Below are 25,852 nucleotides of genomic sequence, written 5' to 3' on the forward strand. Positions count from 1 at the left end.
GGACATAAGAATGCCTTATTTATTAGCAATTGTACTATCAATTTTCACTTTAACAGGGTGTCAATCTGCTTATTACTCAGCAATGGAGCAGGTTGGGTATCATAAACGAGATATTATGGTCGACCGCGTCGAAGATGCCAAAGAATCTCAACAAGATGCACAAGAAGAATTCACCAGTGCACTTGAAGCCTTGTCTGCGATCACCAACTTTGATGGTGGTGAGCTAGAAAATGTCTACAACAACATCAATGACAAATACGAAGATAGCGAAAAAGCGGCTCAAGACGTACGTGACCGTATTGCTGCGATTGAAGACGTATCCGGCGCACTGTTTGATGAGTGGCAAGATGAGCTAGAGCTGTACTCGAGTGCGAAACTGCGTCGTTCAAGCGAGCAAAAACTACGTGAAACCAAAGCCTCGTACAAAACCATGCTTAGCGCTATGAAGCGTGCAGAGAAAAAGATGACACCGGTACTGGATACGCTACGTGACAACACGTTGTACTTAAAACACAACCTTAACGCCAGTGCGATTGGTTCTTTGCAAGGTGAGTTCTCTAGCTTAGAGAAAGACATTCAGTTTGCGATCAAACAAATGAACGAAGCGATTGCAGAGTCCGATAAATTCCTACAAAAGCTCAATCAAAAGTAAATGATTTAGACCTCCTCCAAGTGAGGAGGTTTTAGTCGGCGACCTCACCGAGTAAACCGATGACTCTTCGAACAAAGCCTACCCTCTCTGGTACAGTTCCCCATGGCACTTCTACCACTTCATAACCCAACTCAGTATAGACACTCACTAACGACTGATGAATCTCCAATGCTTCTTCAAAGCTGTGCGGACGCACTTCATCTTGTACGTAAATGGATGCTTCAGGTCGACAAGTAAACACCTGACTATGGTACCCAGCGCTTTCGGTTAAGAAAGCTTGGTCAACCTTACAGCCGCCCACTTGTAGGTATGCAATGATGTCGGGGATGGCGCGATCAACAAACGCAACATCATGACAACGCGCATCACTCTTTTGTTTGTCCATCAACCCAAGGCATAACTTGGCAAACTCAGGTAAATTCGTCCACGGCAAAATACCATTTTCTAACTGGCTTTGCTGCTCAATCAAGTCGCGAGACCCTTCAGGAAACGTGGCATAACCACACGCGTCTAGCGCATTCAGCAGTGTTGTTTTTCCCGCACCAGGCCCACCGGTGATAATAATCGGGTTCATATTCAACTCCAGAAAACAAAAAGCCCCGAGCATAACTCGAGGCTTCTTCTTAATTGAATCGCTTAACGAAAATTATTTCGCGCCACGAGAAGCACGCTTACGGTCGCTTTCCGTTAGGAACTTCTTACGGATACGGATGCTTTCAGGCGTTACTTCTACTAGCTCGTCGTCATCGATGAATTCTAGTGCTTGCTCAAGAGTCATCTTGATAGGCGGAGTAAGAACCTGTGCGTCATCGGTACCAGATGCACGAACGTTGGTTAGCTGCTTACCTTTCAGTGCGTTTACCGTTAGGTCGTTGTCACGGCTGTGAATACCGATAACCATACCTTCGTAAACTTCAACACCGTGACCGATAAATAGACGACCACGCTCTTGAAGGTTGAACAGTGCGTTAGTTAGCGCTTTACCCATCGCGTTCGCGATTAGTACACCGTTTACACGTTGACCGATGTTACCGCCTTTGTGAGGGCCGTAGTGATCAAACGTATGGTAAAGAAGACCTGAACCTGAAGTCAGTGTCATGAATTCCGTTTGGAAACCGATCAGACCACGTGATGGCATAACGAAGTCCATACGCACACGACCTTTACCGTCTGGAGACATGTCTTTCAGCTCACCTTTACGTAGGCCGATGTTCTCCATGATGCCGCCTTGGTGCTCTTCCATTACGTCGATCGTTACAGTCTCGAACGGTTCCATCAACTGACCATCTTCTTCTTTGATGATTACTTCTGGACGAGATACTGCTAGCTCAAAGCCTTCACGACGCATGTTTTCGATCAGGATAGAAAGGTGAAGTTCACCACGACCTGATACGCGGAATTTATCTGGATCGTCTGTTTGCTCAACGCGTAGCGCAACGTTGTGTACCAATTCCTTCTCAAGACGCTCAAGGATGTTACGTGACGTTACGAACTTACCTTCTTTACCCGCGAATGGAGACGTGTTTACTTGGAACGTCATTGTTACTGTTGGTTCATCAACAGACAATGGTGGTAATGCTTCTACTGCGTTTTGTGCACAGATAGTGTCAGAAATTTTCAGCTCGCCAAGACCAGTGATTGCGATGATATCACCCGCGTTAGCTTGTTCCACTTCGTGACGCTCTAGGCCAAGGTAGCCCATTACTGTACCCACTTTACCGTTGCGAGTTTTACCGTCAGCACCAATAATGGTTACCTGTTGGTTTGGTTTAACGCTACCACGAGTTACGCGAGCCACGCCGATAACACCAACGTAAGAGCTGTAGTCTAGCTGAGAAACTTGCATCTGTAGTGGACCATCAAGGTCAACATTTGGCGCGTCAACAACATCAACGATAGTTTGGAATAGTGGTTCCATGTTCTCGCCAGTTTCGCCTTCTTCTAGAGAAGCCCAGCCGTTAAGTGCTGATGCGTAAACTACTTTAAAGTCTAGCTGGTCATCAGTTGCACCTAGGTTGTCGAACAGGTCGAACACTTGGTCCATAACCCAATCAGGACGTGCACCAGGGCGGTCAATCTTGTTGATTACAACGATTGGTTTTAGACCGTGAGCAAACGCTTTTTGTGTTACGAAACGCGTTTGAGGCATTGGACCATCGACTGCGTCAACGATAAGTAGTACAGAGTCTACCATCGACATGATACGCTCAACTTCACCACCGAAGTCCGCGTGTCCCGGAGTATCTACGATGTTGATACGGTAATCGTTCCAGTCGATTGCTGTGTTTTTAGCAAGAATGGTAATACCGCGCTCTTTCTCGATGTCGTTCGAGTCCATGACTCGCTCTTCAGCTTCACCGCGAGACTCAAGCGTGCCTGATTGTTGTAGCAGCTTGTCAACCAACGTGGTTTTACCGTGGTCAACGTGCGCGATGATCGCGATATTTCTTAATTTATCAATCTGTGGAGTAGCCATGGATATTGATTCACTTAGATAGATGAAATGCCCCCACGCTGAGAACGGGTGCTCTCTGGCGACATTTGCTGATTAAAAAAACGGCCATAATGTACCAGATTTTAGCAAAAAGCCTAGAAATATGTGATCTACTCCCGAGCATTTCTGCGATTTTTACGCTTAATGCCCATTTTCTTCCTCAGAACGAATTGATTAAACGCAACTTTATTCTAATCGATGCATAATTCAAATTGACTCTTGCTCAAAAACTGGGCTGAATACGCAATGTACCTGTCACATTATGGTGCAACAATGATTTTTGGCACCATAATAGTGCAAGCAAAGATCATTTTGGTGCAAGCAAGTGCACCAAACTAGCATTCAAAAACACAATTGCTTGAAATTAATGGAATATTTTTTTTGGCACGGTTTTGGCTTTAGTTAAAACAGCATCGATTAATGAAAAGTCAAATTGATTAATCAATGCCAGGTTTCATGAATAATTCATAAATCGAGCTTTTACCGCTTATTAACACTGGAGGTTATCCAAGATGTCAGTAGAAAACGTTCTATCGCTGATCCAAGAAAACGAAGTTAAGTTTGTTGACCTACGCTTCACTGATACAAAAGGTAAAGAGCAGCACATTTCGATCCCTGCTCACCAAATCGACGCAGACTTCTTCGAAGAAGGTAAAATGTTCGATGGTTCATCAGTTGCTGGCTGGAAAGGTATCAACGAATCAGACATGGTAATGATGCCTGACGCATCTTCTGCTGTGCTTGACCCATTCACGGAAGACGCAACACTAAATATCCGTTGTGACATCTTAGAGCCTGCAACAATGCAAGGCTATGACCGTGACCCACGCTCTATCGCAAAACGCGCTGAAGACTTCATGCGTTCTACAGGTGTTGCAGATACTGTACTTATCGGTCCTGAGCCAGAATTTTTCCTATTTGATGACGTGAAGTTCTCGACGGACATGTCAGGCTCTTTCTTCAAGATCGACGACGTAGAAGCGGCATGGAACACAGGTTCTGACTACGAAGAAGGTAACAAAGGTCACCGTCCAGGCGTTAAAGGTGGTTACTTCCCAGTAGCTCCAGTAGATTCATCTCAAGACATCCGTTCTGCTATGTGTCTAGTAATGGAAGAAATGGGTCTTGTTGTTGAAGCGCACCACCACGAAGTGGCAACGGCGGGTCAAAACGAAATCGCAACTCGTTTCAACACGCTAACAACCAAAGCTGACGAAATCCAAATCTACAAGTACGTTGTACACAACGTTGCTCACGCGTTTGGTAAAACAGCGACGTTTATGCCTAAACCACTTGTTGGCGACAACGGCAGCGGTATGCACGTTCACCAGTCTCTAGCAAAAGATGGCGTAAACCTATTTGCTGGTGACAAGTACGGCGGTCTATCTGAAATGGCGCTTTACTACATCGGTGGTATCATCAAACACGCTCGTGCAATCAACGCATTCGCTAACCCATCAACCAACTCGTACAAACGTCTTGTACCAGGCTTCGAAGCACCAGTAATGCTAGCTTACTCAGCGCGTAACCGCTCTGCTTCAATCCGTATCCCAGTGGTACCAAGCCCGAAAGCACGTCGTATCGAAGTTCGTTTCGGTGACCCAGCGGCGAACCCATACCTATGTTTCGCAGCAATGCTTATGGCTGGTCTTGACGGTATCAAGAATAAGATCCACCCAGGCGAAGCGATGGATAAAGACCTTTACGATCTTCCAGCTGAAGAAGCAGCAGAAATCCCAACTGTTGCATACTCACTAAAAGACGCGCTAGCAGAGCTAGATGCTGATCGTGAGTTCTTAACAGCGGGCGGCGTATTCTCTGACGACTTCATCGATTCATACATCGACCTTAAGTCTCAGGACGTAGAACGTGTGAACATGACAACTCACCCTGTTGAGTTCGAACTTTACTACTCTGTGTAAGGTCGACACTGTGTAAAATGTAAACACAGCAATAAAATATTAGGCTCGCCTCGCAGGCGGGCCTTTTTTGTATTCGCCAGTCAAGCTTCGACGTTTAACATAAGAGGATAATAAAAATACGCTTAGAATTTTTCCTTACAGGTCAAAGATCTAAGCCATTGAAACGTGAAATCATCGAACAAGAGAAGGTGAGCAATGAAAGTTCAGCTTATTCCATCACTGTGTGCACTCAGCGGATTGTTAATCGCCTCTATCGCCTTCGCGCAGGTCGCGTATACGTGGGTAGATGAAAATGGCGTGGTTCACTTTAGTGATACGCCAAACAAAGGAGCAAAAGCGATCGCACTGCCAAACCTTGAAGCCAGCGCACCAGCTCCTGAGGTAGAAAGTACTGAATCGCTCGCACCTCAGACTACGCCATCTACTGCATCACAAAACAAGCCAGAGAAAACAACCGAGAAGCCTCTTCCATTACAACTCTCGATGCTGACTCCCAAGCACAACGAGACCATCCGCAGCAATCGAGGCATCATCAATATTCAATTAGAAACCAATCGCAAGCTTGGTATCGGTGAGCAATTGCAATTGTTACTCGATGGAAAACCTTATGGTGCGCCACAAAGCCATATAGTGTGGCAGTTAAACAATATTGACCGAGGCACTCACACACTTGCTGTGCACGCGAAAAGAAGCGGCAAGCTTATTGCATCTACTAGCCCTATAACGGTGCATTTACATAGAGCAAGTGTTAAGCCGACCGTAAAAGGGGCAAAATAGAATATCTGGTGAAAAAAATCACATCTCAGCGGTGCTTTTCACTTTTTCTTCTAAGATTTATTCGCCATACTTAACGTTCAATTGCACCATTATTGTGCATCGCACAATCTTAAAGCAAAACAAGGACGTAATGTGGATACCAGTCTTCCTAGTGCCATTCTCAACAATATGGTGACAGCAACGCTGATTCTTGATGATGGATTGGCCATCCGTTATGCCAATCCGGCTGCCGAATTGCTGTTTTCTCAAAGCGCCAAACGAATTATTGAACAATCACTTTCTCAATTGATTCAGCATGCGTCGCTGGATCTCGCGCTGCTCACTCAACCGTTGCAAAGTGGCCAAAGCATCACCGACAGTGACGTCACTTTCGTTGTTGATGGCCGCCCTTTAATGCTAGAGGTGACGGTTAGCCCTATCACTTGGCAAAAACAGTTGATGCTTCTGGTCGAGATGCGCAAAATTGATCAGCAGCGCCGACTCTCTCAAGAGCTGAACCAACACGCCCAACAACAAGCGGCGAAGCTGTTAGTCCGAGGGCTTGCACATGAGATCAAAAATCCGCTTGGCGGCTTACGCGGTGCGGCGCAATTGTTAGAAAAAATGCTGCCAGAGCCCTCTCTCACCGAATATACACACATCATCATTGAGCAAGCAGACCGTTTAAGGGCGCTCGTGGATCGATTACTAGGACCGCAAAAGCCAGGTAAGAAGACACAAGAGAATCTGCACCAAATTCTTGAAAAGGTTCGCCAACTGGTTGAATTAGAGTCACAACGCTCAATCATCATTGAACGAGATTATGACCCAAGCTTGCCAGAGATTTTGATGGATACAGACCAAATCGAACAGGCAATGCTTAATATCGTCAGCAACGCCGCACAAATTCTTAGCCATCAAGAACACGGGAAAATAACCATTCGCACCAGAACGGTGCACCAAGCCAATATTCACGGCAAACGCTGTAAACTCGCTGCTCGTGTCGAAATCACAGACAACGGCCCAGGTATTCCACCGGAACTACAAGACACGCTGTTCTATCCCATGGTCAGTGGCCGCGAGGGAGGAACTGGATTAGGGCTATCTATTTCGCAAAATTTGATCGACCAGCACAATGGAAAAATAGACGTAGAAAGCTGGCCTGGTCACACAACATTTACTATTTATCTGCCGATCTGATTGCGCTAATGGACTTCAAGTCGCGTCAGTTTTTCGGTTTGCTGCAAGGATTACTACATGAGTAAAGGATATGTTTGGGTCGTTGATGACGACAGTTCAATTCGCTGGGTAATGGAGAAAACGCTCTCCTCTGCCAACATCAAATGTGAAACCTATGCCGATGGAGAAAGCGTGTTAATGGCGCTCGAACGCGAAGTGCCGGATGTTCTAGTATCAGACATTCGCATGCCAGGTATTGATGGGTTGGAGCTACTAAAACAAGTACAGCGCGATTACCCAGACCTTCCCGTGATTATCATGACCGCGCATTCAGATTTAGATGCGGCAGTGAATGCGTACCAAAAAGGTGCTTTTGAATATTTACCAAAACCTTTTGATATTGATGAAACCTTAACTCTGGTTGAACGAGCCATTGCACACAGCCACGAAAACAAACGCGAGCAGCTCTCTCCAGAAGACATTCCAGCAGAAACGCCTGAAATTATCGGTGAAGCACCAGCGATGCAAGAGGTGTTTCGCGCCATTGGTCGTCTTTCTCGCTCCTCTATTTCAGTCTTGATTAACGGTGAATCGGGCACGGGTAAAGAACTCGTTGCTCATGCACTGCACCGTCACAGTCCACGTGCTAACAAACCTTTCATTGCGCTCAATATGGCGGCGATTCCCAAAGACTTGATTGAATCAGAACTGTTTGGCCACGAAAAAGGCGCGTTTACGGGGGCAAACAATGTTCGTCAAGGACGATTCGAACAAGCCAATGGCGGCACTCTATTTTTAGACGAAATCGGCGACATGCCATTGGACATTCAAACTCGTTTACTACGCGTTCTAGCTGACGGGCAGTTTTATCGAGTGGGCGGTCACTCTCCGATCAGTGTCGATGTACGAATTGTCGCGGCAACACACCAGAACTTAGAAAAGCTGGTGCACGAAGGTGACTTTCGTGAGGACCTATTTCATCGCTTAAACGTGATTCGCGTTCAGATCCCGGCACTGCGTGAGCGTAAGCAAGACATTGAAAAGCTTACACAGCATTTTCTTATCCGTGCGGCTGATGAGCTTGGTGTGGAAACAAAAACTCTCCACCCGTCGACTGTAGAGATTCTTAACCGCCTTGATTGGCCTGGCAACGTGCGTCAATTAGAGAATATTTGCCGTTGGTTAACCGTTATGGCCAGTGGTAGCGAGGTGTTACCAAATGACTTGCCAAGCGAACTACTAGAAGAGAAAAAATCCATTTCAGACTCTGCACATGGTAGTTGGCAAGAACAATTGGCGGATTGGGCACGGCATTCACTCGCAGCAGGAGATAAAGAACTACTTTCTTACGCTTTACCAGAATTTGAACGCATTTTATTAGAAGCAGCCTTAGAGCACACTAAAGGTCATAAGCAAGATGCCGCTAAAGTATTAGGCTGGGGGCGAAATACACTCACCAGAAAATTAAAAGAATTGTACTGACAATCACTTACGTGGTGCGTTAACAACGAGCGTCGTTTGTCACTCGATATTAATAAAAACATCAGTACAATTGTGGCGCACCACCATCTATGTGATTAGGCGATGTCTACTGCTACGACTCAAATTACACTGCGTACTGCTGTTCTGATTCCATTTGTCATGATCTTCTTACTGGCGATCGGTGTCATTGTCTACGTCCAAAAACAAAGTTACGAAGAAGTGGTCACGGATATCAGTGACAAGCAACTTTCCGTGTTAACCGAAAGTGTCCACGACCACCTCAATAGCTATCTACGTAAGCCTTTTACTGCGGTTATGGCTCTCGCGCACAACGTCAGCTATCACAACCTTTATCGCCCTCACGATACCTCAGACATTCAAAACTACCTGCTAAGTGCATTCAAAAATCTTTACCAATCGATACCGCAGTTGGATGTAATCGCATTTGGTTCAGAAAACGGCGACTTTGCAGGCTTTCGCCGCGAACTTTCCGACGATTACACCTTAATGGTGCAAGATCGCCACACCGATGGTGATCTGGTTATTTATGGAACCAACCATGTGAGTAACAACATTCGAACGGTTATCTCCCAATACGATCCTCGCACTCGCCCATGGTATAAGCCCGTTGCAGAGAGCCAAAACGCCACTTGGTCTGAAATTTATACCAATGCTGATGAACGCCAGGATATTACGCTATCAGCCATGACGCCGGTGTACAAACACGACCAATTTGCTGGTGTTTTGGTGACAGACATTCGTATCAATACATTCAACGAATTCCTGCGCGAGTTAAAATACAACACTAAAACGTCGGTCTACATCATGGACCCAGATCATCGTTTAATCGCTCACTCAGGCCCGGGAAGCGTCATCTCATGGGGCACAAAATTTTCGGATAAAGGGCAGCGTTTGCTTGCCGCTGAAAACGCAGACCCGATCATCAAAATCAGTGCGAGCCGAGTCCGGTCTTTCGATCTCAACAACACCAAGCAACCTTATACTTTTTCATTTGAACATGATGGCCAACGTATTTTCAGTCGGCTAACCCCGTATCGAGACCAAGACGGCTTAACATGGTTTATCGGCACCTCCATTTCGGAGTCTGAGCTTCTCGGCCTGTTACCAAAAAGCCAGCAAGAGAGCTGGCTCGTTGGCATTATTGTAAGCCTATTTGGTATCGCCATCAGTTGGATCATTTTCAACCGAGTTACCAGACCAATTAACGCGACGGCCGCCGCCGCTCAGCACCTGGCAAATGGGGATTGGGATAGCGGCATGCCAAAGCCTGGTTATGTGTATGAGACAACCGTACTGGTCCATGCTTTTAATGAAATGGCGAACAATCTAAGAGCTTCATTCAAAGCATTGCGTGAACAGTTGGTTTATGACTCTCTGACACGCTTATATAGCCGTCAGGGTTTGGTCGAAATCTGTGAAAATCAGTCTGATCTTTGTCACGGCAGTTTATTTTTACTTGGTATCAACAAATTTAGAGATATCAACGACAGTGTGGGTCATCACAACGGCGACCAGTTGTTGGTCAGCATCGCTAAAAGGTTAAAACAGCAGTTTCGTGACAACGCATTATTGGCTCGGATTGGTGGTGACGAATTCGCGGTGTTTCTCTCAAATGTCGACACGGAAACCAAAATTAAACAAACCGAGCGTCGATTACAGCAACTCTTTTCCACCCCATTTATGGTGGAAGGCGAGAATGTAGTGATGAAGATTTCACTTGGTATTGTACAAACCCAGCCAAACGAAACCATGCCTTTATGGTTACGCAACGCCAGCATCGCATTAAGTTACGCCAAACAAGACTCACTGACTGGTGTTTGTCACTACAGCCCAGAACTAGCGAGCGCTTCAAAGTTTCGTACACAAATGCTGACCAAGATCCAAACTGGCATTGAAAACCGAGAGTTTATTCCTCATTACCAACCGATTGTGGATCTCGTCAGTGGCACAGTGTGTGGCGCCGAAGCACTTGCGCGTTGGCATAGCGACTCAGGTATGGTGTCACCATTAGATTTTATCCCAATCGCGGAAGAAAGCGGCATGATCAAAGCCATCGGCCAACAGATTCTGTTACAAGCTTGTCGCGACACTTACCAAGCGATCGAAAGCAAACAGTGGCCGTCGGACTTCCAACTACATGTGAATATCTCCGTTAATCAACTATCTTGCCCAAGTTTTGTTGATACGGTGACAAGCGTATTGGATATCACGAAATTACCAGCAAGTAACCTCACACTAGAGATCACAGAATCACGTATCATTGATAGCGCACCGACCACACTAGAAAATATGACTAAACTGCGTGAAATGGGTATTGGTATCGCGATAGATGACTTTGGCACCGGCTACTCATCACTGGGTTACCTCCACTCTCTGCCGTTTACCTGCTTGAAGATTGATCGCACCTTCATCAATCAACTCACACAAGAAAACTTAAACAGTTCAGTCGTCGCTGCCGTCATCAATATCACAGCAGGTCTCAAAACTAATGTCGTCGCGGAAGGTGTCGAGGATAGCAATCAAGCACAATTACTGCGCTCTTTAGGCTGTAATCAGGTGCAAGGCTTCTACTACAGCCGCCCTATGCCACTAGAAGAATGGCCAACACATTTGGTGAACATGAAGTAGAAAAGAGCGAGAATCGTTGATTCCCTAGTCATCCTCTACTGACAATCTACCCAACTGTTATTTATACTTAACTGCAAATCTTACCCATGTATTGTCACAGATGATGTTTGGGCCCTGTTCCAGTTCATAACTATCCGGATCGACAAAATGATAACGAAGAACCTTCCTCTTACTGATTTGCACCGTCACCTCGACGGTAACATTCGTACTAAAACGATTCTTGAGCTAGGCCAAAAGTTTGGCATTGCCCTACCAGCGTACGATATTGAGTCTCTCACTCCTCACGTTCAAATTGTCGAAGCGGAACCCTCTCTTGTTGCTTTCCTTTCTAAGCTCGACTGGGGTGTTGCTGTACTGGGCGATCTAGATGCGTGTCGTCGTGTCGCGTACGAAAACGTAGAAGACGCGCTAAACGCACAAATCGATTACGCAGAGCTGCGTTTCTCTCCTTACTACATGGCGATGAAACACAAACTACCAGTAGCGGGGGTTGTTGAAGCCGTCGTGGACGGTGTGCAAGCGGGTATGCGCGATTTTGGCGTGAAAGCCAACCTGATCGGTATCATGAGTCGTACATTTGGTACTGACGCATGTCAACAAGAACTGGACGGCATTCTGAGCCAGAAAGATCACATCGTTGCCGTCGACCTTGCGGGTGACGAGCTAGGCCAACCGGGTGATCGCTTTGTGTCTCACTTCAAGCAAGTACGCGATGCTGGCCTTGGGGTAACGGTCCATGCTGGTGAAGCAGCAGGTGCAGAGAGCATGTGGCAAGCAATCAATGAGCTGGGCGCAACTCGTATCGGTCACGGCGTAAAAGCGATTCACGATCCAAAACTGATGGATTACCTAGCAGAAAACCGCATTGGTATTGAATCTTGCCTGACGTCAAACTACCAAACAAGTACAGTAGAAACGCTAGAAAACCACCCTCTCAAGCAGTTCCTAGAGCATGGCGTTCTTGCGTGTCTGAACACTGACGATCCAGCGGTTGAAGGCATCGAACTGCCATACGAATACGAAGTAGCAGCACCAGACGCTGGTCTGAGCCAAGACCAGATTCGCCAAGCGCAAATCAATGGCCTTGAGATTGCGTTCCTTTCAGAAGCAGAAAAAGCGGAACTGAGAGAAAAAGTAAAAGATCGCGCTTAAATCCAGCGAAAACATAAAAAATGCCAGCATCTGCTGGCATTTTTTATATCTTGAATCTGTATCTCTGATTAAATAACACGAGAGAATTGTTGCTGACGCGCCTTTGCTCGTAGGTATTTATCGAAGCTCATACAAATATTACGGATCAACAAACGACCTCGCAGCGTCACACGAATTTCATTATCATCCACTTCCACCAGCTCATCGTTAATAAAGGTCTGAAGTAGCTGCAAATCTTCTTTAAAGTACTGTTCAAACCTCACTTTAAACTCAGACTCAATGGCTTTCTTGTCTAACTTGAAGTTACAAATCAGCTGCTTAATCACTTCACGACGGAGCAAATCATCGGAGTCCAGAGAGACCCCTTTCCATAGAGCGTGACGAAGTTCGTTGACTTGAGCGTAGTATTTCTTCAGCTCTTTCTGGTTTTGCGCGTACGCATCGCCGATCATCGAGATTGCAGAAACACCAAAGCCAACCAAGTCACATTCACCTTGTGTGGTGTAGCCTTGGAAATTGCGATGCAAAATACCTTCGCGCTGGGCAACAGCAAGTTCATCGTCCGGCAAAGCAAAGTGGTCCATACCGATAAATTGGTAGCCAGCATCAGTCAGTGTCGCGATGGTGTCTTGCAGAATCGCCATCTTCTCTTCTGCCTTTGGCAGATCTTCGTCTTTAATCTTACGCTGCGCTGCAAATAGCTGTGGCATGTGCGCGTAGTTAAACACGGATAGACGGCCCGGCTGCATCTCTAGCACTTGTTCTAGAGTCTTGGCAAAAGATTCTTTGGTCTGCTTCGGTAAACCGTAAATCAAATCTAGGTTCGTCGAACGAAAGCCTAACTCTTTTGCGCGCGCAACCATCGCAACGATGAACTCTTCATCTTGCTCACGATTCACCAGTTTTTGCACTTCTTTGTTGAAGTCCTGAACACCGATGCTCAAGCGATTGAAGCCTTCACTACGCAGATGATCCAGCATGGTCAGCTCGATTTCACGCGGGTCAACCTCGATACTGATTTCAGCATCGCTACTAAAAGTAAACTCTTGGCGTAGCAGGCTCATTACACGCGTGATTTGCTTTTCAGAGAGAAACGTCGGTGTACCACCACCAAAATGCAATTGCGTCACGGTGCGACCAACAAGTAATGCAGCACGTTGACGAATTTCGTGTTCAAGCACGTCGAGGTATTCATCCGCTTTGTGCGAGTGGCGCGTAATGACTTTATTACATCCACAGTAGTAACAAAGCTTGTGACAGAACGGAATGTGTACGTACAGCGATAATGGGCGTTCTGGGTATTGAGTGCATGCCATATCATAATCAGAAATGGTGAACGCTTCATGAAACTCCAGCGCCGTTGGGTACGACGTATAACGAGGCCCGGAATAGTTGTACTTATCCAATACCGCTTGATCCCAGACTATTTGCTGTTTCGATTCAGTGTGTTGATTCGACATGGTGGTACTTTCCGTTAAATGCTAGGGCAACGAAAGCCGTCACCCGATATTCAGAGCCGCTATTTTGCCATACGACGATGACAAGCGTGGCAACGCCGACTGGCTTTTTAAGTATAAAACTAAAGAAGTGCTAGCGTGATCACGATACCCCCATTAGCCATAAGGAGACTATTGGGGGTCGCGCTTAAATCATCTGAATATTGATTTGATTATTCAGTGGCTGGACGTTTTTCTGCAACACTTTGAGCTCCTCAATAATCGCATCAGTGAGGCGGCTTTCCGCTTTATGACGCGTCAAGTTCTGTTGCATACGCTCTTTCTTGGCAAGTTGTTGGCGTTCTTCGCCACGCGCCATATCTTTCACTATGTGGTAAAGCTCAGAAATCGCAGGGTACGTTTTATCGAAATCAACGCGGTCTTCACCTTGTACATAATCCATGATGTTATACACACGGATACTGATTTCAGATAAATCGCACTGCCCTTGAATGCCCGCCTGACACAAGGTATGCACATTCTCAAAAATGTTGGCGTTACGTTTGTCTATCGCCAATTTTTGATGCTTCAGCTGCAATTCCTTTTGCTTTTTCAATTGAAGCAGAAGGTAACCTGCATAAGAAGCGAGTGCGATGATAATCACAACACCAGCAATAGCTAATAAGGTTACATTCATAGCTTAATTATCCTTTATAGTCGTCGAAATTAATGTCGTCGAAATCTGCCAGCAAGTCATCATCGTTGCGCGTGCTTTTCTCAGCAGGTGCAGTGAAGTCTTCCTCTTCTTCAGGTTCCAACAAACCTAGTTGGTCCATTAGCTTCTCAATGCGATCGAGTTTCTCATCGACGAATTTCTGTAGACCTGTGCCCAGGTTTTCACCCGCTTCAATACGGTCTAGCAACACGTTCAATTGCGCGTCATTTTCTAGCATCTCTAGTTCTTGCTCTGCCGACAAACGACGCTCTTGCTTCGTCATTTTCTTCGCAGGTTCAACAATCAGAGGTATTTTCTTTTTGCTGCCTAAGCGCGGGTCGCGATTTTGTGCAGCAGCTTGCTTTTTCTGCTCGTTAACTTCTGAGTTACGGTTACCCATTTTCAGACCTTTACGCTTTTTAGCACGCTTGCGTAAGCGGCCTTCCACATCAGATTCTGTACGGTTACGAGTTACAACAAACTCAGGCGCACCAGCGGCACCCGGCTTTCTAGATTTTTTACTACGGCTCATTACTGGGGTTTCCTCAGTAAAATTACATCATTACCAATAAATTCGAGTTCGAGCTTATCCCGCTCTGCTAGGAACTGGAACGTGTCACGACTAAAGAACACTACGTGAGTGAGATCGTTCTTATAATGCCATGATTTGAAAGCCTCCACGTCGATGACCATTTTCGTCATCAGGCCTATCCAGCCCCCTGGCTTAACTAAATTCAACCATTGCTTCCACACCAAATCTGGGTGGTAGAGGTGCTCTATCACCTCTGTTGCTGTCATGAAGTCGTACGTTTTTTCTAAAACCGACGTATCAGGGTGGTAATAGAGATCGTACAACGCCATGTTGTGCCCCGCCTCTTCCAGCATCAAGGAGAGCGTTGGGCCAGGACCACAACCAAAGTCGATACCATTTGATTGTGGAGAAATTCGCTCTGTGATCGGGTCAGCAATACGCGACAAAAAGCGTCGGTAACCCAAATCATCGGGGTTGTTCTCATGCAAATCATAGTGAGCTTTTTCGCTTTCCGCATCCAAACGTTGGTCTGGATTTACGAATACCAAGCTGCACTGCTCACATTGAAGATATTCACGACGCTTATCTTCAAAATAATGGTGAGTGCGCTGATTTTGGCATAAAGGACAGGTATGCATGCTGACTTCCTCAAACAGGGATGCGAAACATACCAGAAAGTGAACTCGGATTGGAGTGTTGTTGAGTGTTTTTTCAGCAATTTTTGTTAAAAAACTTTGTTTACAACCTATAAAGCTAAATAAGTGCAGTAATCTCAATTCAAGTTACGACTGAGCAAGTCAACGGATATAAAAAAAGCGACAGTCAGACTGTCGCTTTCTAAGTGCCATCAATTGGCGAAACTGTGTTGCACACATTTGGTGCACCAATAATCCCTTTGTTTTTAGAGCTTTCCCTGCCAAAAAGAGTTGTTTTTCATCTTCCTGATGAGTTTTGGCTATCCGTTTACTTCCTGTCTACTGAGCAACTTCCTGTGCCTGATCCGTTTCACTGTCTTAACCGTCAGACGAGATGACCATCCTTATCGGATAGGCTCCCTACCTATCTAAATCCCTTTCTAAATCACCAAGCATCCGAGCTACATCCTTGGAGACCTAAACCGTGGTCTTAAATCCTTACATTCACTCCCTGTGAACGACTTCTACTTTACGCCATCCCGTTATGCTCACAAGTAATGGGTTGAAAAAATAATCCGCCTATTTTTCTAAAAAATCAAAATTATCATTTAATCAAAAACTTAAAAACACTAACAAGAAAAAGCCAACATCAAGTATGGCAAATGTCTCACAAACTGCCGAGCCAACTATCGCTTTCGCATCCAAACTCGACTGTGATATCTGTCACGAACAAAAATGCCCTAGTGGATTCACTAGGGCATTTTTGTACAAGTTGCTCGAACGATGTAGGGACATCTACCCAACCAGCTCAAGATGCAGGATCTTGAGCGATTTAGGTATATTAGTGCAGACCGCCAACGTATTTAGACAGCACTTCGATATCTTCGTCTGTCATTTTCTTCGCGATGTCGCGCATCATGGCATTCATATCATTGCCACGGTCGCCATCACGGAATTTTTCTAGCTGAGCTTTGATGTAGTCAGCATGCTGACCAGAAATTTTCGGGAAACCTGAAAGCTCAGTACCATTGCCACGAGGACCATGACATGCAATACATGCGGTTAGGCCACGCTCGGCATCACCAGCGGTATAAAGCGTTTTGCCTTTTGCTACTACATCTTCAGGTGTTGAGTTTTCTGAAACTGGTAGCGAAGCGTAGTAAGCAGATAGGTCTGCGATATCTTCATCGCTCAGTGGCATTGCCATACCACTCATTACAGGATCGTAACGACCTTGTTTACCACCACTTGTCATGCCTAGCTTAAGTTCTTTTAACTGCTTCTCAAGATACTTAGCGTGTTGGCCTGCGAGTTTCGGGTACGTTGTTATTGCACTGTTGCCATCTGCTCCGTGACAGGCGACACAGGTTTGTGATTTTGCTTTACCAGCCTCAATATTACCTTGGGCCCATACTGAGCAACTGGCTAAAAGACTCAAAATTAGCGCTAATTTCTTCATGACATTCCATTATAATTATCAAGCTTCCAGTACCACGGAATGTGAACATACCGCGTACACTCATGGTACAATAGGCGACCTTATGCCGAGCACGGTTATTTTACACATTTTCACAAAAAAGTAATCAATCGACTACACAAAGTCGAGATGGAGTTAACAGTGAGCGTAAAAATTCATTACCAAAATACGCATTTCATCACCAGCGCACCCGATATTCGTCACCTGCCGGAAGACGAAGGTGTCGAAATTGCGTTTGCAGGACGCTCAAACGCTGGTAAATCGAGTGCACTTAACCGTCTAACTAATCAAAAAAGCTTAGCCAAGACATCAAAGACACCTGGTCGTACGCAATTAATCAACCTTTTCAAAGTAGAAGAAGGTTGTCACATTGTCGATCTACCTGGATACGGTTTTGCTCAAGTACCGGTAGAGATGAAAAACAAATGGCAGAAATCTTTGGGTGAATACCTACAGAAACGCGAGTGCCTAAAAGGCTTAGTGGTTCTAATGGACATTCGTCATCCAATGAAAGATCTCGACCAACAAATGATTTTCTGGGCCATCGATAGCCACATTCCTGTGCAAGTTTTGCTAACCAAAGCAGATAAACTAAAAAGTGGTGCACGCAAACAAACTCTACTGAAAGTTCGTAAGCAAGTAGAAACTTTCGGTGGTGACGTTTCTGTTGATGTGTTCTCTTCACTGAAAGGATTAGGTGTCGATCAGCTACGTGCAAAACTGGATACCTGGTTTGCACCAGCACTAGCACACCTGATAGAAGAAGACGAACAAGAGATACCTGCGAGCGATGAAGAATAATTAACAATATTTGTTAAATTTCTTCGACACGGCCCTGCCATTTGGTGGGGCTTTTGTTTATCTGAACTAAATAACAGGCAATAAAAATCCCCGCCTTCCTGGCAGGGATAACGGGAGAGAAAAATTGGTAATTATTGTTATGTGACGAAGCATTGCTGAACTGAGATTCGATTTCAATAGGTTAAAAAGCGCTCTTGTTTCCTGTGTATCACCAAACATTCACTCCAAAAACACCCAATAGCGTTACAATTCAGACAGTTAAGCCAAGCAAATCTTCAAAAAGATGTAACTTAGTTTCTTTCAAGAAAAAATAATAGTGTGACTGGCGTAAATTTACAGGATGAATAACGCAATAAATTTGAAGGAAAAATCGAGATTTTGCAGTGACTTAGAAAGGTCAAAAAAGAAGGTTTTTAAAGGCTTACTTTAAGCTACTGATCTAAAAGAATAATTTTCTTTCGCCCAATAAAAAACGCCCCAGTCAAAAACTGACTGGGGCGGCTGAATCAGCCTAATCCAATAACGTGAAACAAAAGGTCTGAAAGATAGAACATCTTACCTCTGTACCCTACGAGTATTAATGTACAACAATTGGTCAGAATTGCAAAGAATTTTTGTAGTTTTTTTTCATGAAATTTTTATTAAGCAACATCAAAGTTAACTTTGCGCTAGCTTTTTTAATCTCAAAAAAAAGCCAGCGTTTGTGCGCTGGCTCATAATTAATTGGTTATTTTGGTCTAAAAGTGACTAATGAGCTTGATCCCAGTTATCACCGTGACCTGCTTCTGCAACCAACGGTACTTTTAGCTCTGCTGCAGATCCCATCAATTTCTGTACTTTACTTTCAATTTCGGACAATGATGACTCTTCAACTTCAAAGACCAATTCATCGTGTACTTGCATTAATAACTTCACACGACCATTGCCTTCTTCCTGAATCCACTGATCAACCAACAGCATCGCTTTCTTAATGATGTCCGCTGCCGTACCTTGCATTGGTGCGTTGATTGCCGCACGTTCAGCAGCTTTACGACGCATCCCGTTGCGCGATTTAATTTCTGGCAAATGCAAACGTCGACCAAAAATCGTTTCAACATACCCTTTATCTGCTGCTGTGCTGCGTGTGTCTTCCATGTACTGCATCACGCCTGGGTAACGTTCAAAGTATGTATCCATGTACGCTTGAGCCTCACCACGAGGAATGCCTAATTGCTTCGCCAAACCAAACGCACTCATGCCGTAAATAAGACCGAAATTAACCGCTTTCGCACGACGACGTTGCTCACTTGAAACGTCTTCAATAGAAACACCCATGATTTCTGCTGCGGTTGCCGCGTGGATATCTTTGCCATCACGGAATGCATCCAATAACGCTTGGTCACCAGAAAGGTGCGCCATGATGCGAAGTTCGATTTGCGAGTAGTCGACCGCTAAGATTTTATGCCCTGATGGCGCGACAAACGCTTGACGAATACGACGGCCAGCTTCGTTACGAATTGGAATGTTCTGTAAGTTCGGATCAGTAGAAGATAGACGACCCGTTGCGGTCACTGCTTGGTGGTAAGAAGTATGCACGCGACCCGTTGATGGGTTGATCATCTTCGGCAGTTTGTCGGTGTAAGTTGATTTTAGCTTCGCCAGACCACGGTATTCCAAAATCAGTTTTGGTAGTGGGTAGTCTAGTGCGAGTTCTTGCAGAACTTCTTCATTCGTCGATGGTGTGCCTGATGGCGTTTTCTTCACAACCGGTAAACCCATTTTTTCAAATAGGATGGCTTGTAATTGCTTTGGCGAGTTCATGTTAAACTCTTGCTCTGCAATTTCGTACGCTTTCTTTTCAAGCTCATCAAGGCGAGCGGTAATCTCGACCGACTGCGCACTCAGCTTCATTTCATCGATAAAGACCCCAGTGCGTTCAATGCGCGAAAGAACTGGCACCAACGGCATTTCAATCTCTTCGTAAACTGTCTTCAGGCTTTCATCCTGCTCGATATTAGCAAACAAGCGATTGTGCAGACGAAGGGTCACATCCGCATCTTCTGCCGCGTATGGCGATGCTTGTTCCAGTTCGATTTGGTTAAACGTAAGCTGATTTTTGCCTTTACCTGCAATTTGCTCAAAAGAAATGCAGCTGTGCTGTAGGAAGCGAAGCGCCAAGCTGTCCATATCGTGTTTACCGCCGACACTGTTGTAGATATACGATTCCAACATCGTGTCGTGCTTGATACCTTTTAGCTCAATGTCGTAACGAGCGAGTACAGACGCATCATACTTTAAGTTTTGACCGACTTTTGCTTTCGCTGCATCTTCAAGAATTGGCTTCAGCTGTTCTAGTACCCAATCACGATCAAGCTGTTCAGGCGCATCTAAATAGTCATGTGCAACTGGCACATAAGCCGCAATACCTTCATCGACAGCGAATGACAAACCAACTAGATTCGCTAGCATGTAATCTAGGTTATCGGTCTCCGTATCAAATGCAAACAGCTCAGCCGTTTGAAGTTTATCTAGCCAAGCATTGAAGGTTTCTTTATCCAGAATTGTTTCATATTGGCTGCGATCGATTGTTACCGCAGAAGTTTCCATCTCGGCTTGAGAAGAAGAAGCTTGTGAAGATCCTGCAAGCTCTACGGCCTCCACAGATCCAGAACCGCCTTCAAGTAGTTCATTCAACCAAGATTTAAACGTCAGTTGGCCATACAGCTTCACTAATTCGTCTTTATTTGGTTCCGCTTTCAGCAATGATTCTGGCGTTTCCTCAAGCTCAACATCCAATTTGATGGTCGCGAGCTCATACGAAAGCATGGCATTTTCTTTGTTGTCGATGAGCTTTTTCGCCATGGTTTTAGAACCACGGAAACCAAGCCCTGCAATATCATCGAGGTTTTCATACAACTTCGTCAGACCACCAATACCTTGCAGTAGTGCGGTCGCTGTTTTATCACCGACACCCGGTACACCAGGAATGTTATCTACTTTATCGCCCATCAGTGCTAAATAGTCGATGATCAACTCAGGTGGAATGCCAAACTTTTCAACCACACCTTCACGATCCATTACGACGTTCGTCATGGTGTTGATCAAGGTAATGTTATCATCCACTAGCTGCGCCATGTCTTTATCACCAGTACTGATCAATACAGGCATGCCCTTTTGTGATGCTTGGTATGCTAACGTACCGATGACGTCATCCGCCTCGACGCCAGGAACACAGATCAGCGGCAAACCCATTGCACGAATAACATTGTGTAATGGTTCAATTTGACAACGCAGGTCATCCGGCATTGGCGGACGATTCGCTTTGTATTCTGCATACATATCATCACGAAAGGTTTTTCCCTTTGCATCGAAAACCACCGCGATGCGCTCAGACGCAAACTGACGCATCATGCTGCGTAACATGTTCACGACGCCGTAAACGGCATTAGTTGGAATTTCACCATTGCTCATGGTGCCCGGGTAGGCGTGAAAAGCGCGATATAGGTAAGAAGAGCCGTCGATAAGGATCAACGGATTTTCAGGAATACTTGCCATAATTGTCTGTATCCAATTCAGTACTTGAGAGATCTGCCTAGGATGCCATGACTGCTGATCTGAATCTATCTTGTTCGCTCGATCTAGGTCGCGTAAATTTTTCCGACTTTATTCACGAAAACACCACCTCCTGTGGATAACTCTGTTTATAGAAATTATCCACTGGTTATCCAATAACAAAAAACACAAGAAAACGCCAATCCAAACCATTGATTAATAACAACAAATTCGCATAACGGCGAGAAGATCAACGATCCTAAAATGATCATCGCATGTGGAAAAGATATTAATAGTGACGTCAAATAGAAATCGTAGAAAAGAAAAAAGCGACCCGAATGGGGTCGCCTAGCAGAAGTGGTAAAGCAAATTCTGTAAATAGAGCAGCTTAACCAAGAAGCTATAAATTACACTGGAAGCAATGTGAGCAATGTCGTGTCAAAAAGAATTCGTGCAAGTTCTCGGAAAAATGTTTCATCACTTCTCAACTTTCAGTTAATTAACTTCTGTTAATAAGTCACTCAACGTCCTTGTGAACTTTCCTCATTCCCTAAGACAGGTTTAATAATAATGATTCTCATTTCGTAGTCAACAGTTAAATGAGAAAAAATCTCATTTATTTTCACATTGCTTTAATGAAATGCACTCGAGATTCTCGAAGATTTACTTTTTCTTCAAATTTTTCAATTATATAGCCATTTCTCAATAACAAGCGAAGCATAGCCGGAAACTGGTTTCGAGATTTCACTTTTAATGTGTTGTAGCCTTGTTCTGCCACCCAATCCTCTTGAGCTTCCAAAAGCAGTTGTGCCACGCCTTCATTTCGAGCTTCAGGGACAACACCACCTAACCAGCTATAGAAAACACCATCCTCTAATTCGTAACCTATTTTGAAGCCGACAATCGTGCCATTTTTTTCTGCAACGAGGATTAAACTGTTTTTCTCTTCTAAACGTTGAGTCATGGAGTCTACCGTTTCTCCTTTCGAAAACTCGGTAACACGCGCCACAACTTGAAGTGCTTCTTCCAATGTGCCTTCACGAATCAGCATTGTCATTATTCTCTTCTCCAAAATAAAAATACCCAAGCACCTTGGATTGTTACTGTTGTAATCCGCCTGAGGTTACTTGGGTATATACAGACGAACAACTCTTGTTGGTCTGGTATTTCTCACTGAGCGATAATTACTCTTCTGTCGCTTCCGGAGTGCGATTTAGGTGTTGAGCAGTTTGTGCATTCTCTTCTGCCAACCACTCAGCAACGTCTTTCGCAAAGTACGTTAAGATGCCATCTGCACCTGCACGTTTGAAGCACAATAGTGATTCCATCACAATTTCACGCTCTTTGAGCCAGCCATTCATGATCGCCGCTTTATGCATCGCGTACTCGCCAGAGACTTGATAAGCAAATGTCGGTACTTGAAGTTCAGTTTTTACTCGGCGAACTACATCTAAGTATGGCATACCAGGTTTAACCATCACCATGTCCGCACCTTCGTTGATGTCTAGCGCCACTTCGTGAATCGCTTCATCAATGTTTGCTGGGTCCATTTGGTAGTTTTTCTTGTTGCCGCCTTTTAGATTTGAAGAAGAGCCAACCGCATCACGGAATGGTCCGTAGTAGTTCGATGCGTACTTAGCCGAGTAAGCCATGATTTGAGTATGAATGTAGCCCGCGTTTTCTAATGCTTCGCGGATCTTACCAATTCGGCCATCCATCATGTCTGAAGGCGCGACTACGTCAGCACCCGCTTCTGCATGAGACAAAGCCTGCTTAACCAATACTTCTGTGGTTTCATCATTCATTACGTAGCCATCTTCATCGATGATGCCGTCTTGGCCATGTGTCGTGAATGGGTCGAGTGCCACGTCTGTGATTACACCAATTTGAGGAATGTGTTCTTTAAGCGCTCGTACTGCTCGCTGAACCAAACCTTCTGGGTTGTAGGCTTCAGTAGCACATAAGCTTTTAGCGTCTTGGTTTACGACAGGGAAAAGCGCGATTGCTGGAACGCCTAGATTTGCAAGGTATTGTGCTTCTTCTAGCATTAAATCAATCGACAAACGCTCTACACCCGGCATGGACTCCACGCTCTCACGACGATCTTTACCCATAAGAATGAACATTGGGTAAATCAGATCATTAACAGAAAGTTGGTTCTCAGCCATCAAACGACGACTAAAATCGTGCTTACGTAAACGACGCATACGGCGTGCAGGGAATGGACCTTGAATTGATACAGACACCATTTTCTCCTTGTCTGGACGGTTATGATGATCAAATCATCTGGTGAACAAAATCATATCACTCTTGATGCATGTTGCGAGTGACAATCTGGAAAAAGGTAATGAAAAAAACTGAAAATGACCCAGCACTCACACTCAAGTATACTTCGAATACGAAACCAACCATGAAGCACAGAGAGTAACGATGATCGATACCCACGCGCACATCTATGCTAGCGAATTTGATAACGACCGCGATGAAGTAGTACAACGCGCCTTAACGCAAGGCATTAATAAAATCCTGTTGCCAAACATCGATCTGGACTCAATTGAGCCCATGCTAAAAACCGAAGCGGCATATCCTGACGTATGCCACTCAATGATGGGACTCCACCCTTGTTATGTGGACAGCAATGTTGAACAAACGTTGGAGATCATCCGCGGTTGGTTTGAGAAACACAAGTTTATTGCGGTGGGCGAAATCGGTATCGACCTGTATTGGGATAAAACCTATCGTGCTGAGCAAGAAATGGCGTTCGTAGCTCAACTTAACTGGGCAAAAGAGATGGATTTACCGGTCGTTATCCACACTCGTGATTCGATTGAAGAAACACTCACTTTGCTACGACAAGAGCAAGATGGTCGTCTGCGTGGTGTATTCCACTGTTTTGGAGGCAGCTTAGAAGAAGCACAAGCAATCAATGAGCTAGGCTTCCACTTAGGCTTGGGTGGCGTATCAACCTTTAAGAATGGCGGGATGGATAAAGTCATTCCACATTTGGATATGCAGTGGGTCATTTTAGAAACCGACTGTCCATATTTAGCGCCGGTGCCACACCGTGGTAAACGTAATGAACCAGCCTACACTTCTCTCGTTGCACAACGTGTTGCCGACTTGCGTGATGTCGACATCGCAACCATCGATGCCATAACGACTGAGAATGCCAAAAAGCTGTTTAATATTTAATTCACGAGAATTGAAAAAGCGACGAAATCAACGTCGCTTTTTTATCACCTAAACTATTGAATGAACGATTCAACCCGTTGAAATAGTAGAACAATCCATACAAAATTATTGATAAACATAATAATTAACTAGCAACTCTACTTACTTCTCATATCGTCACTTTACTTCGTCCGCTTTGCAAAACTGTCGACAACTCGACACATTATTTTTCTATACTGATTTACGCCCATTAATTAGCACAAATGTAAGACAGCATGAATATGGAAGTTGAAGTGTGTACACATGGTGCTTACTTACAACGCGTACCGCGCAGTTTTTTTCAAAAGCTGCTGGGCATCAAGGAAGTATACGTATGCACAAAATGTGGTTACGTCATGAAAGTTAAGTAATTAGCCCAAGAAAAAACCAACCGCAAAAAAAGCGGCTCAATTGAGCCGCTTTTCACATCTAGATTAGCCTTATTCTTCGGTTTCCGCTTCTACTTCTTCGCTTCGACGAGTATAAAAACGCGCGAAGAACAAACCGACTTCAAACAGTAAACACATCGGAATAGCGAGTAAGGTTTGCGAGATCATGTCTGGTGGCGTTAACACCATACCTACGACAAACGCAGCCACTATAATATAAGGACGTTTCTGTCTTAAATCTTCTGGTGTAGTGGCCCCAGTCCAACACAACAAAATAATCGCAACAGGCACCTCAAATGCGATACCAAACGCCATAAATAGCGCCAGCACAAAGTCGAGATAACTCGAGATATCAGTTGCAAACTCTACTCCACCAAGAGAGATGGCGGTAAAGAAGCCAAACACCAATGGAAATACCACGAAGTAGGCAAATGCCACTCCACAGTAGAACAATAGCGAACTAGAGAACAGCAGTGGCATGATCAATCGACGTTCATGCTTGTACAAACCTGGCGCTACAAATGCCCACACTTGATACAAGATAAACGGCACCGCAATAAATACCGAAGCAATTAACGTCAGCTTAAGTGGCGTAAAAAAAGGTGATGCTACATCCGTAGCAATCATGGTCGCGCCTTCAGGTAGACGTTCTACTAAAGGTGCGGAAACAAACTCGTAAATGTGGTTAGAGAAATAAATTAGTCCGACAAACACGACCAACACTGCGAGGATTGAGCGCAGTAGTCGGTTGCGAAGCTCCAACAAATGACTAATTAAAGGTTGTGTCTGCTCGACGGTAGACATGGCAAACCTCTTATTAAAAACCAGATCAAAAAGGAG

Annotated in this window: 21 protein-coding genes; 9 read left to right on the forward strand and 12 right to left on the reverse strand. The window is 44.9% G+C overall.

Going from position 1 to position 25,852, the window contains the following annotated elements; all coding sequences use genetic code 11:
* Positions 1 to 10: 10 nt before the first annotated feature.
* A complete protein-coding gene (locus J4N40_RS15765; RefSeq protein WP_005382972.1) occupies positions 11 to 652 on the forward strand; it encodes a DUF2959 domain-containing protein in 642 nt (213 codons plus the stop codon).
* Between the two features lie 31 nt (positions 653 to 683).
* Here J4N40_RS15765 and J4N40_RS15770 read toward each other — a convergent pair whose 3' ends face one another.
* Together J4N40_RS15770 and typA are read right to left on the reverse strand one after the other, a co-directional pair.
* On the reverse strand, positions 684 to 1,226 hold the full coding sequence (locus J4N40_RS15770; protein WP_031779018.1) for an AAA family ATPase: 543 nt from the start codon (positions 1,224 to 1,226) through the stop codon (positions 684 to 686).
* Between the two features lie 72 nt (positions 1,227 to 1,298).
* Positions 1,299 to 3,128, reverse strand: coding sequence for a translational GTPase TypA (gene typA, locus J4N40_RS15775; protein ID WP_005379276.1), 1,830 nt, complete (start codon positions 3,126 to 3,128; stop codon positions 1,299 to 1,301).
* A gap of 530 nt (positions 3,129 to 3,658) precedes the next feature.
* Between typA and glnA the strand changes: the two genes are divergently transcribed.
* The 6 genes from glnA (at position 3,659) to add (ending at position 12,286) form a co-directional block, all read left to right on the forward strand.
* Entirely contained in the window at positions 3,659 to 5,068 is a 1,410-nt protein-coding gene (gene glnA, locus J4N40_RS15780; RefSeq protein WP_005379275.1) for a glutamate--ammonia ligase, read from the forward strand.
* A 195-nt stretch (positions 5,069 to 5,263) separates the two neighbouring features.
* The gene (locus J4N40_RS15785; protein ID WP_053307274.1) at positions 5,264 to 5,845 is read left to right on the forward strand and encodes a DUF4124 domain-containing protein; all 582 of its coding nucleotides are present in this window, start codon (positions 5,264 to 5,266) and stop codon (positions 5,843 to 5,845) included.
* Positions 5,846 to 6,013: 168 nt separating this feature from the next.
* Positions 6,014 to 7,024 carry a nitrogen regulation protein NR(II) gene (glnL, locus tag J4N40_RS15790; RefSeq protein ID WP_005379271.1) on the forward strand — a complete coding sequence of 337 codons (1,011 nt, stop codon included), beginning with the start codon at positions 6,014 to 6,016 and terminating at the stop codon, positions 7,022 to 7,024.
* 57 nt (positions 7,025 to 7,081) lie between these two features.
* Positions 7,082 to 8,485: a nitrogen regulation protein NR(I) gene (gene glnG / locus J4N40_RS15795; protein ID WP_005379267.1), complete on the forward strand. Its 1,404-nt coding sequence runs from the start codon at positions 7,082 to 7,084 to the stop codon at positions 8,483 to 8,485.
* 102 nt (positions 8,486 to 8,587) lie between these two features.
* Positions 8,588 to 11,134 carry a phosphodiesterase GepA gene (gene gepA, locus J4N40_RS15800; protein WP_250654311.1) on the forward strand — a complete coding sequence of 849 codons (2,547 nt, stop codon included), beginning with the start codon at positions 8,588 to 8,590 and terminating at the stop codon, positions 11,132 to 11,134.
* A gap of 147 nt (positions 11,135 to 11,281) precedes the next feature.
* Positions 11,282 to 12,286 (forward strand): adenosine deaminase, encoded by a 1,005-nt coding sequence (gene add, locus J4N40_RS15805; protein ID WP_250654312.1) that lies wholly within the window; start codon positions 11,282 to 11,284, stop codon positions 12,284 to 12,286.
* A gap of 68 nt (positions 12,287 to 12,354) precedes the next feature.
* On the opposite strand, the gene hemN is transcribed toward add, so the two are convergent.
* The 5 genes from hemN to J4N40_RS15830 all read right to left on the reverse strand — a co-directional run bounded on the left by hemN (position 12,355) and on the right by J4N40_RS15830 (position 17,063).
* On the reverse strand, positions 12,355 to 13,746 hold the full coding sequence (hemN, locus tag J4N40_RS15810) for an oxygen-independent coproporphyrinogen III oxidase (protein WP_017821952.1): 1,392 nt from the start codon (positions 13,744 to 13,746) through the stop codon (positions 12,355 to 12,357).
* A 184-nt stretch (positions 13,747 to 13,930) separates the two neighbouring features.
* Entirely contained in the window at positions 13,931 to 14,419 is a 489-nt protein-coding gene (locus J4N40_RS15815; protein ID WP_005379254.1) for a DUF2489 domain-containing protein, read from the reverse strand.
* 7 nt (positions 14,420 to 14,426) lie between these two features.
* Positions 14,427 to 14,969 carry a Der GTPase-activating protein YihI gene (yihI, locus tag J4N40_RS15820; protein WP_250654313.1) on the reverse strand — a complete coding sequence of 181 codons (543 nt, stop codon included), beginning with the start codon at positions 14,967 to 14,969 and terminating at the stop codon, positions 14,427 to 14,429.
* Positions 14,969 to 15,607, reverse strand: a complete 639-nt coding sequence (locus J4N40_RS15825; RefSeq protein WP_005379250.1) for a class I SAM-dependent methyltransferase — start codon at positions 15,605 to 15,607, stop codon at positions 14,969 to 14,971. Before J4N40_RS15825 ends, yihI begins: the two co-directional genes overlap by 1 nt.
* Before the next feature lie 838 nt (positions 15,608 to 16,445).
* Positions 16,446 to 17,063: a c-type cytochrome gene (locus J4N40_RS15830; RefSeq protein ID WP_005379248.1), complete on the reverse strand. Its 618-nt coding sequence runs from the start codon at positions 17,061 to 17,063 to the stop codon at positions 16,446 to 16,448.
* Positions 17,064 to 17,222: 159 nt separating this feature from the next.
* Here J4N40_RS15830 and yihA point away from each other — a divergent pair, with 159 nt between their 5' ends.
* The gene (gene yihA, locus J4N40_RS15835) at positions 17,223 to 17,882 is read left to right on the forward strand and encodes a ribosome biogenesis GTP-binding protein YihA/YsxC (protein WP_017635019.1); all 660 of its coding nucleotides are present in this window, start codon (positions 17,223 to 17,225) and stop codon (positions 17,880 to 17,882) included.
* 506 nt (positions 17,883 to 18,388) lie between these two features.
* Here yihA and spfP read toward each other — a convergent pair.
* From spfP to hemB, 4 genes are all read right to left on the reverse strand, one after another.
* Positions 18,389 to 18,436, reverse strand: coding sequence for a small protein SpfP (gene spfP / locus J4N40_RS24665; protein WP_438356636.1), 48 nt, complete (start codon positions 18,434 to 18,436; stop codon positions 18,389 to 18,391).
* Between the two features lie 193 nt (positions 18,437 to 18,629).
* Positions 18,630 to 21,416 (reverse strand): DNA polymerase I, encoded by a 2,787-nt coding sequence (polA, locus tag J4N40_RS15840; protein WP_213972340.1) that lies wholly within the window; start codon positions 21,414 to 21,416, stop codon positions 18,630 to 18,632.
* Between the two features lie 619 nt (positions 21,417 to 22,035).
* Positions 22,036 to 22,470: a GNAT family N-acetyltransferase gene (locus J4N40_RS15845; protein WP_005379245.1), complete on the reverse strand. Its 435-nt coding sequence runs from the start codon at positions 22,468 to 22,470 to the stop codon at positions 22,036 to 22,038.
* Between the two features lie 127 nt (positions 22,471 to 22,597).
* A complete protein-coding gene (hemB, locus tag J4N40_RS15850) occupies positions 22,598 to 23,659 on the reverse strand; it encodes a porphobilinogen synthase (protein ID WP_031777176.1) in 1,062 nt (353 codons plus the stop codon).
* A 184-nt stretch (positions 23,660 to 23,843) separates the two neighbouring features.
* Between hemB and J4N40_RS15855 the strand changes: the two genes are divergently transcribed.
* Positions 23,844 to 24,605 carry a TatD family hydrolase gene (locus J4N40_RS15855; protein ID WP_115385649.1) on the forward strand — a complete coding sequence of 254 codons (762 nt, stop codon included), beginning with the start codon at positions 23,844 to 23,846 and terminating at the stop codon, positions 24,603 to 24,605.
* A 458-nt stretch (positions 24,606 to 25,063) separates the two neighbouring features.
* Here the strand turns inward: J4N40_RS15855 and tatC are convergent, their stop codons facing one another.
* Positions 25,064 to 25,816, reverse strand: coding sequence for a twin-arginine translocase subunit TatC (tatC, locus tag J4N40_RS15860; protein ID WP_005379234.1), 753 nt, complete (start codon positions 25,814 to 25,816; stop codon positions 25,064 to 25,066).
* Positions 25,817 to 25,852 lie beyond the last annotated feature (36 nt).

It is taken from the genome of Vibrio sp. SCSIO 43097, assembly GCF_023650755.1.
GTDB classification, from domain to species: Bacteria; Pseudomonadota; Gammaproteobacteria; order Enterobacterales; family Vibrionaceae; genus Vibrio; species Vibrio alginolyticus.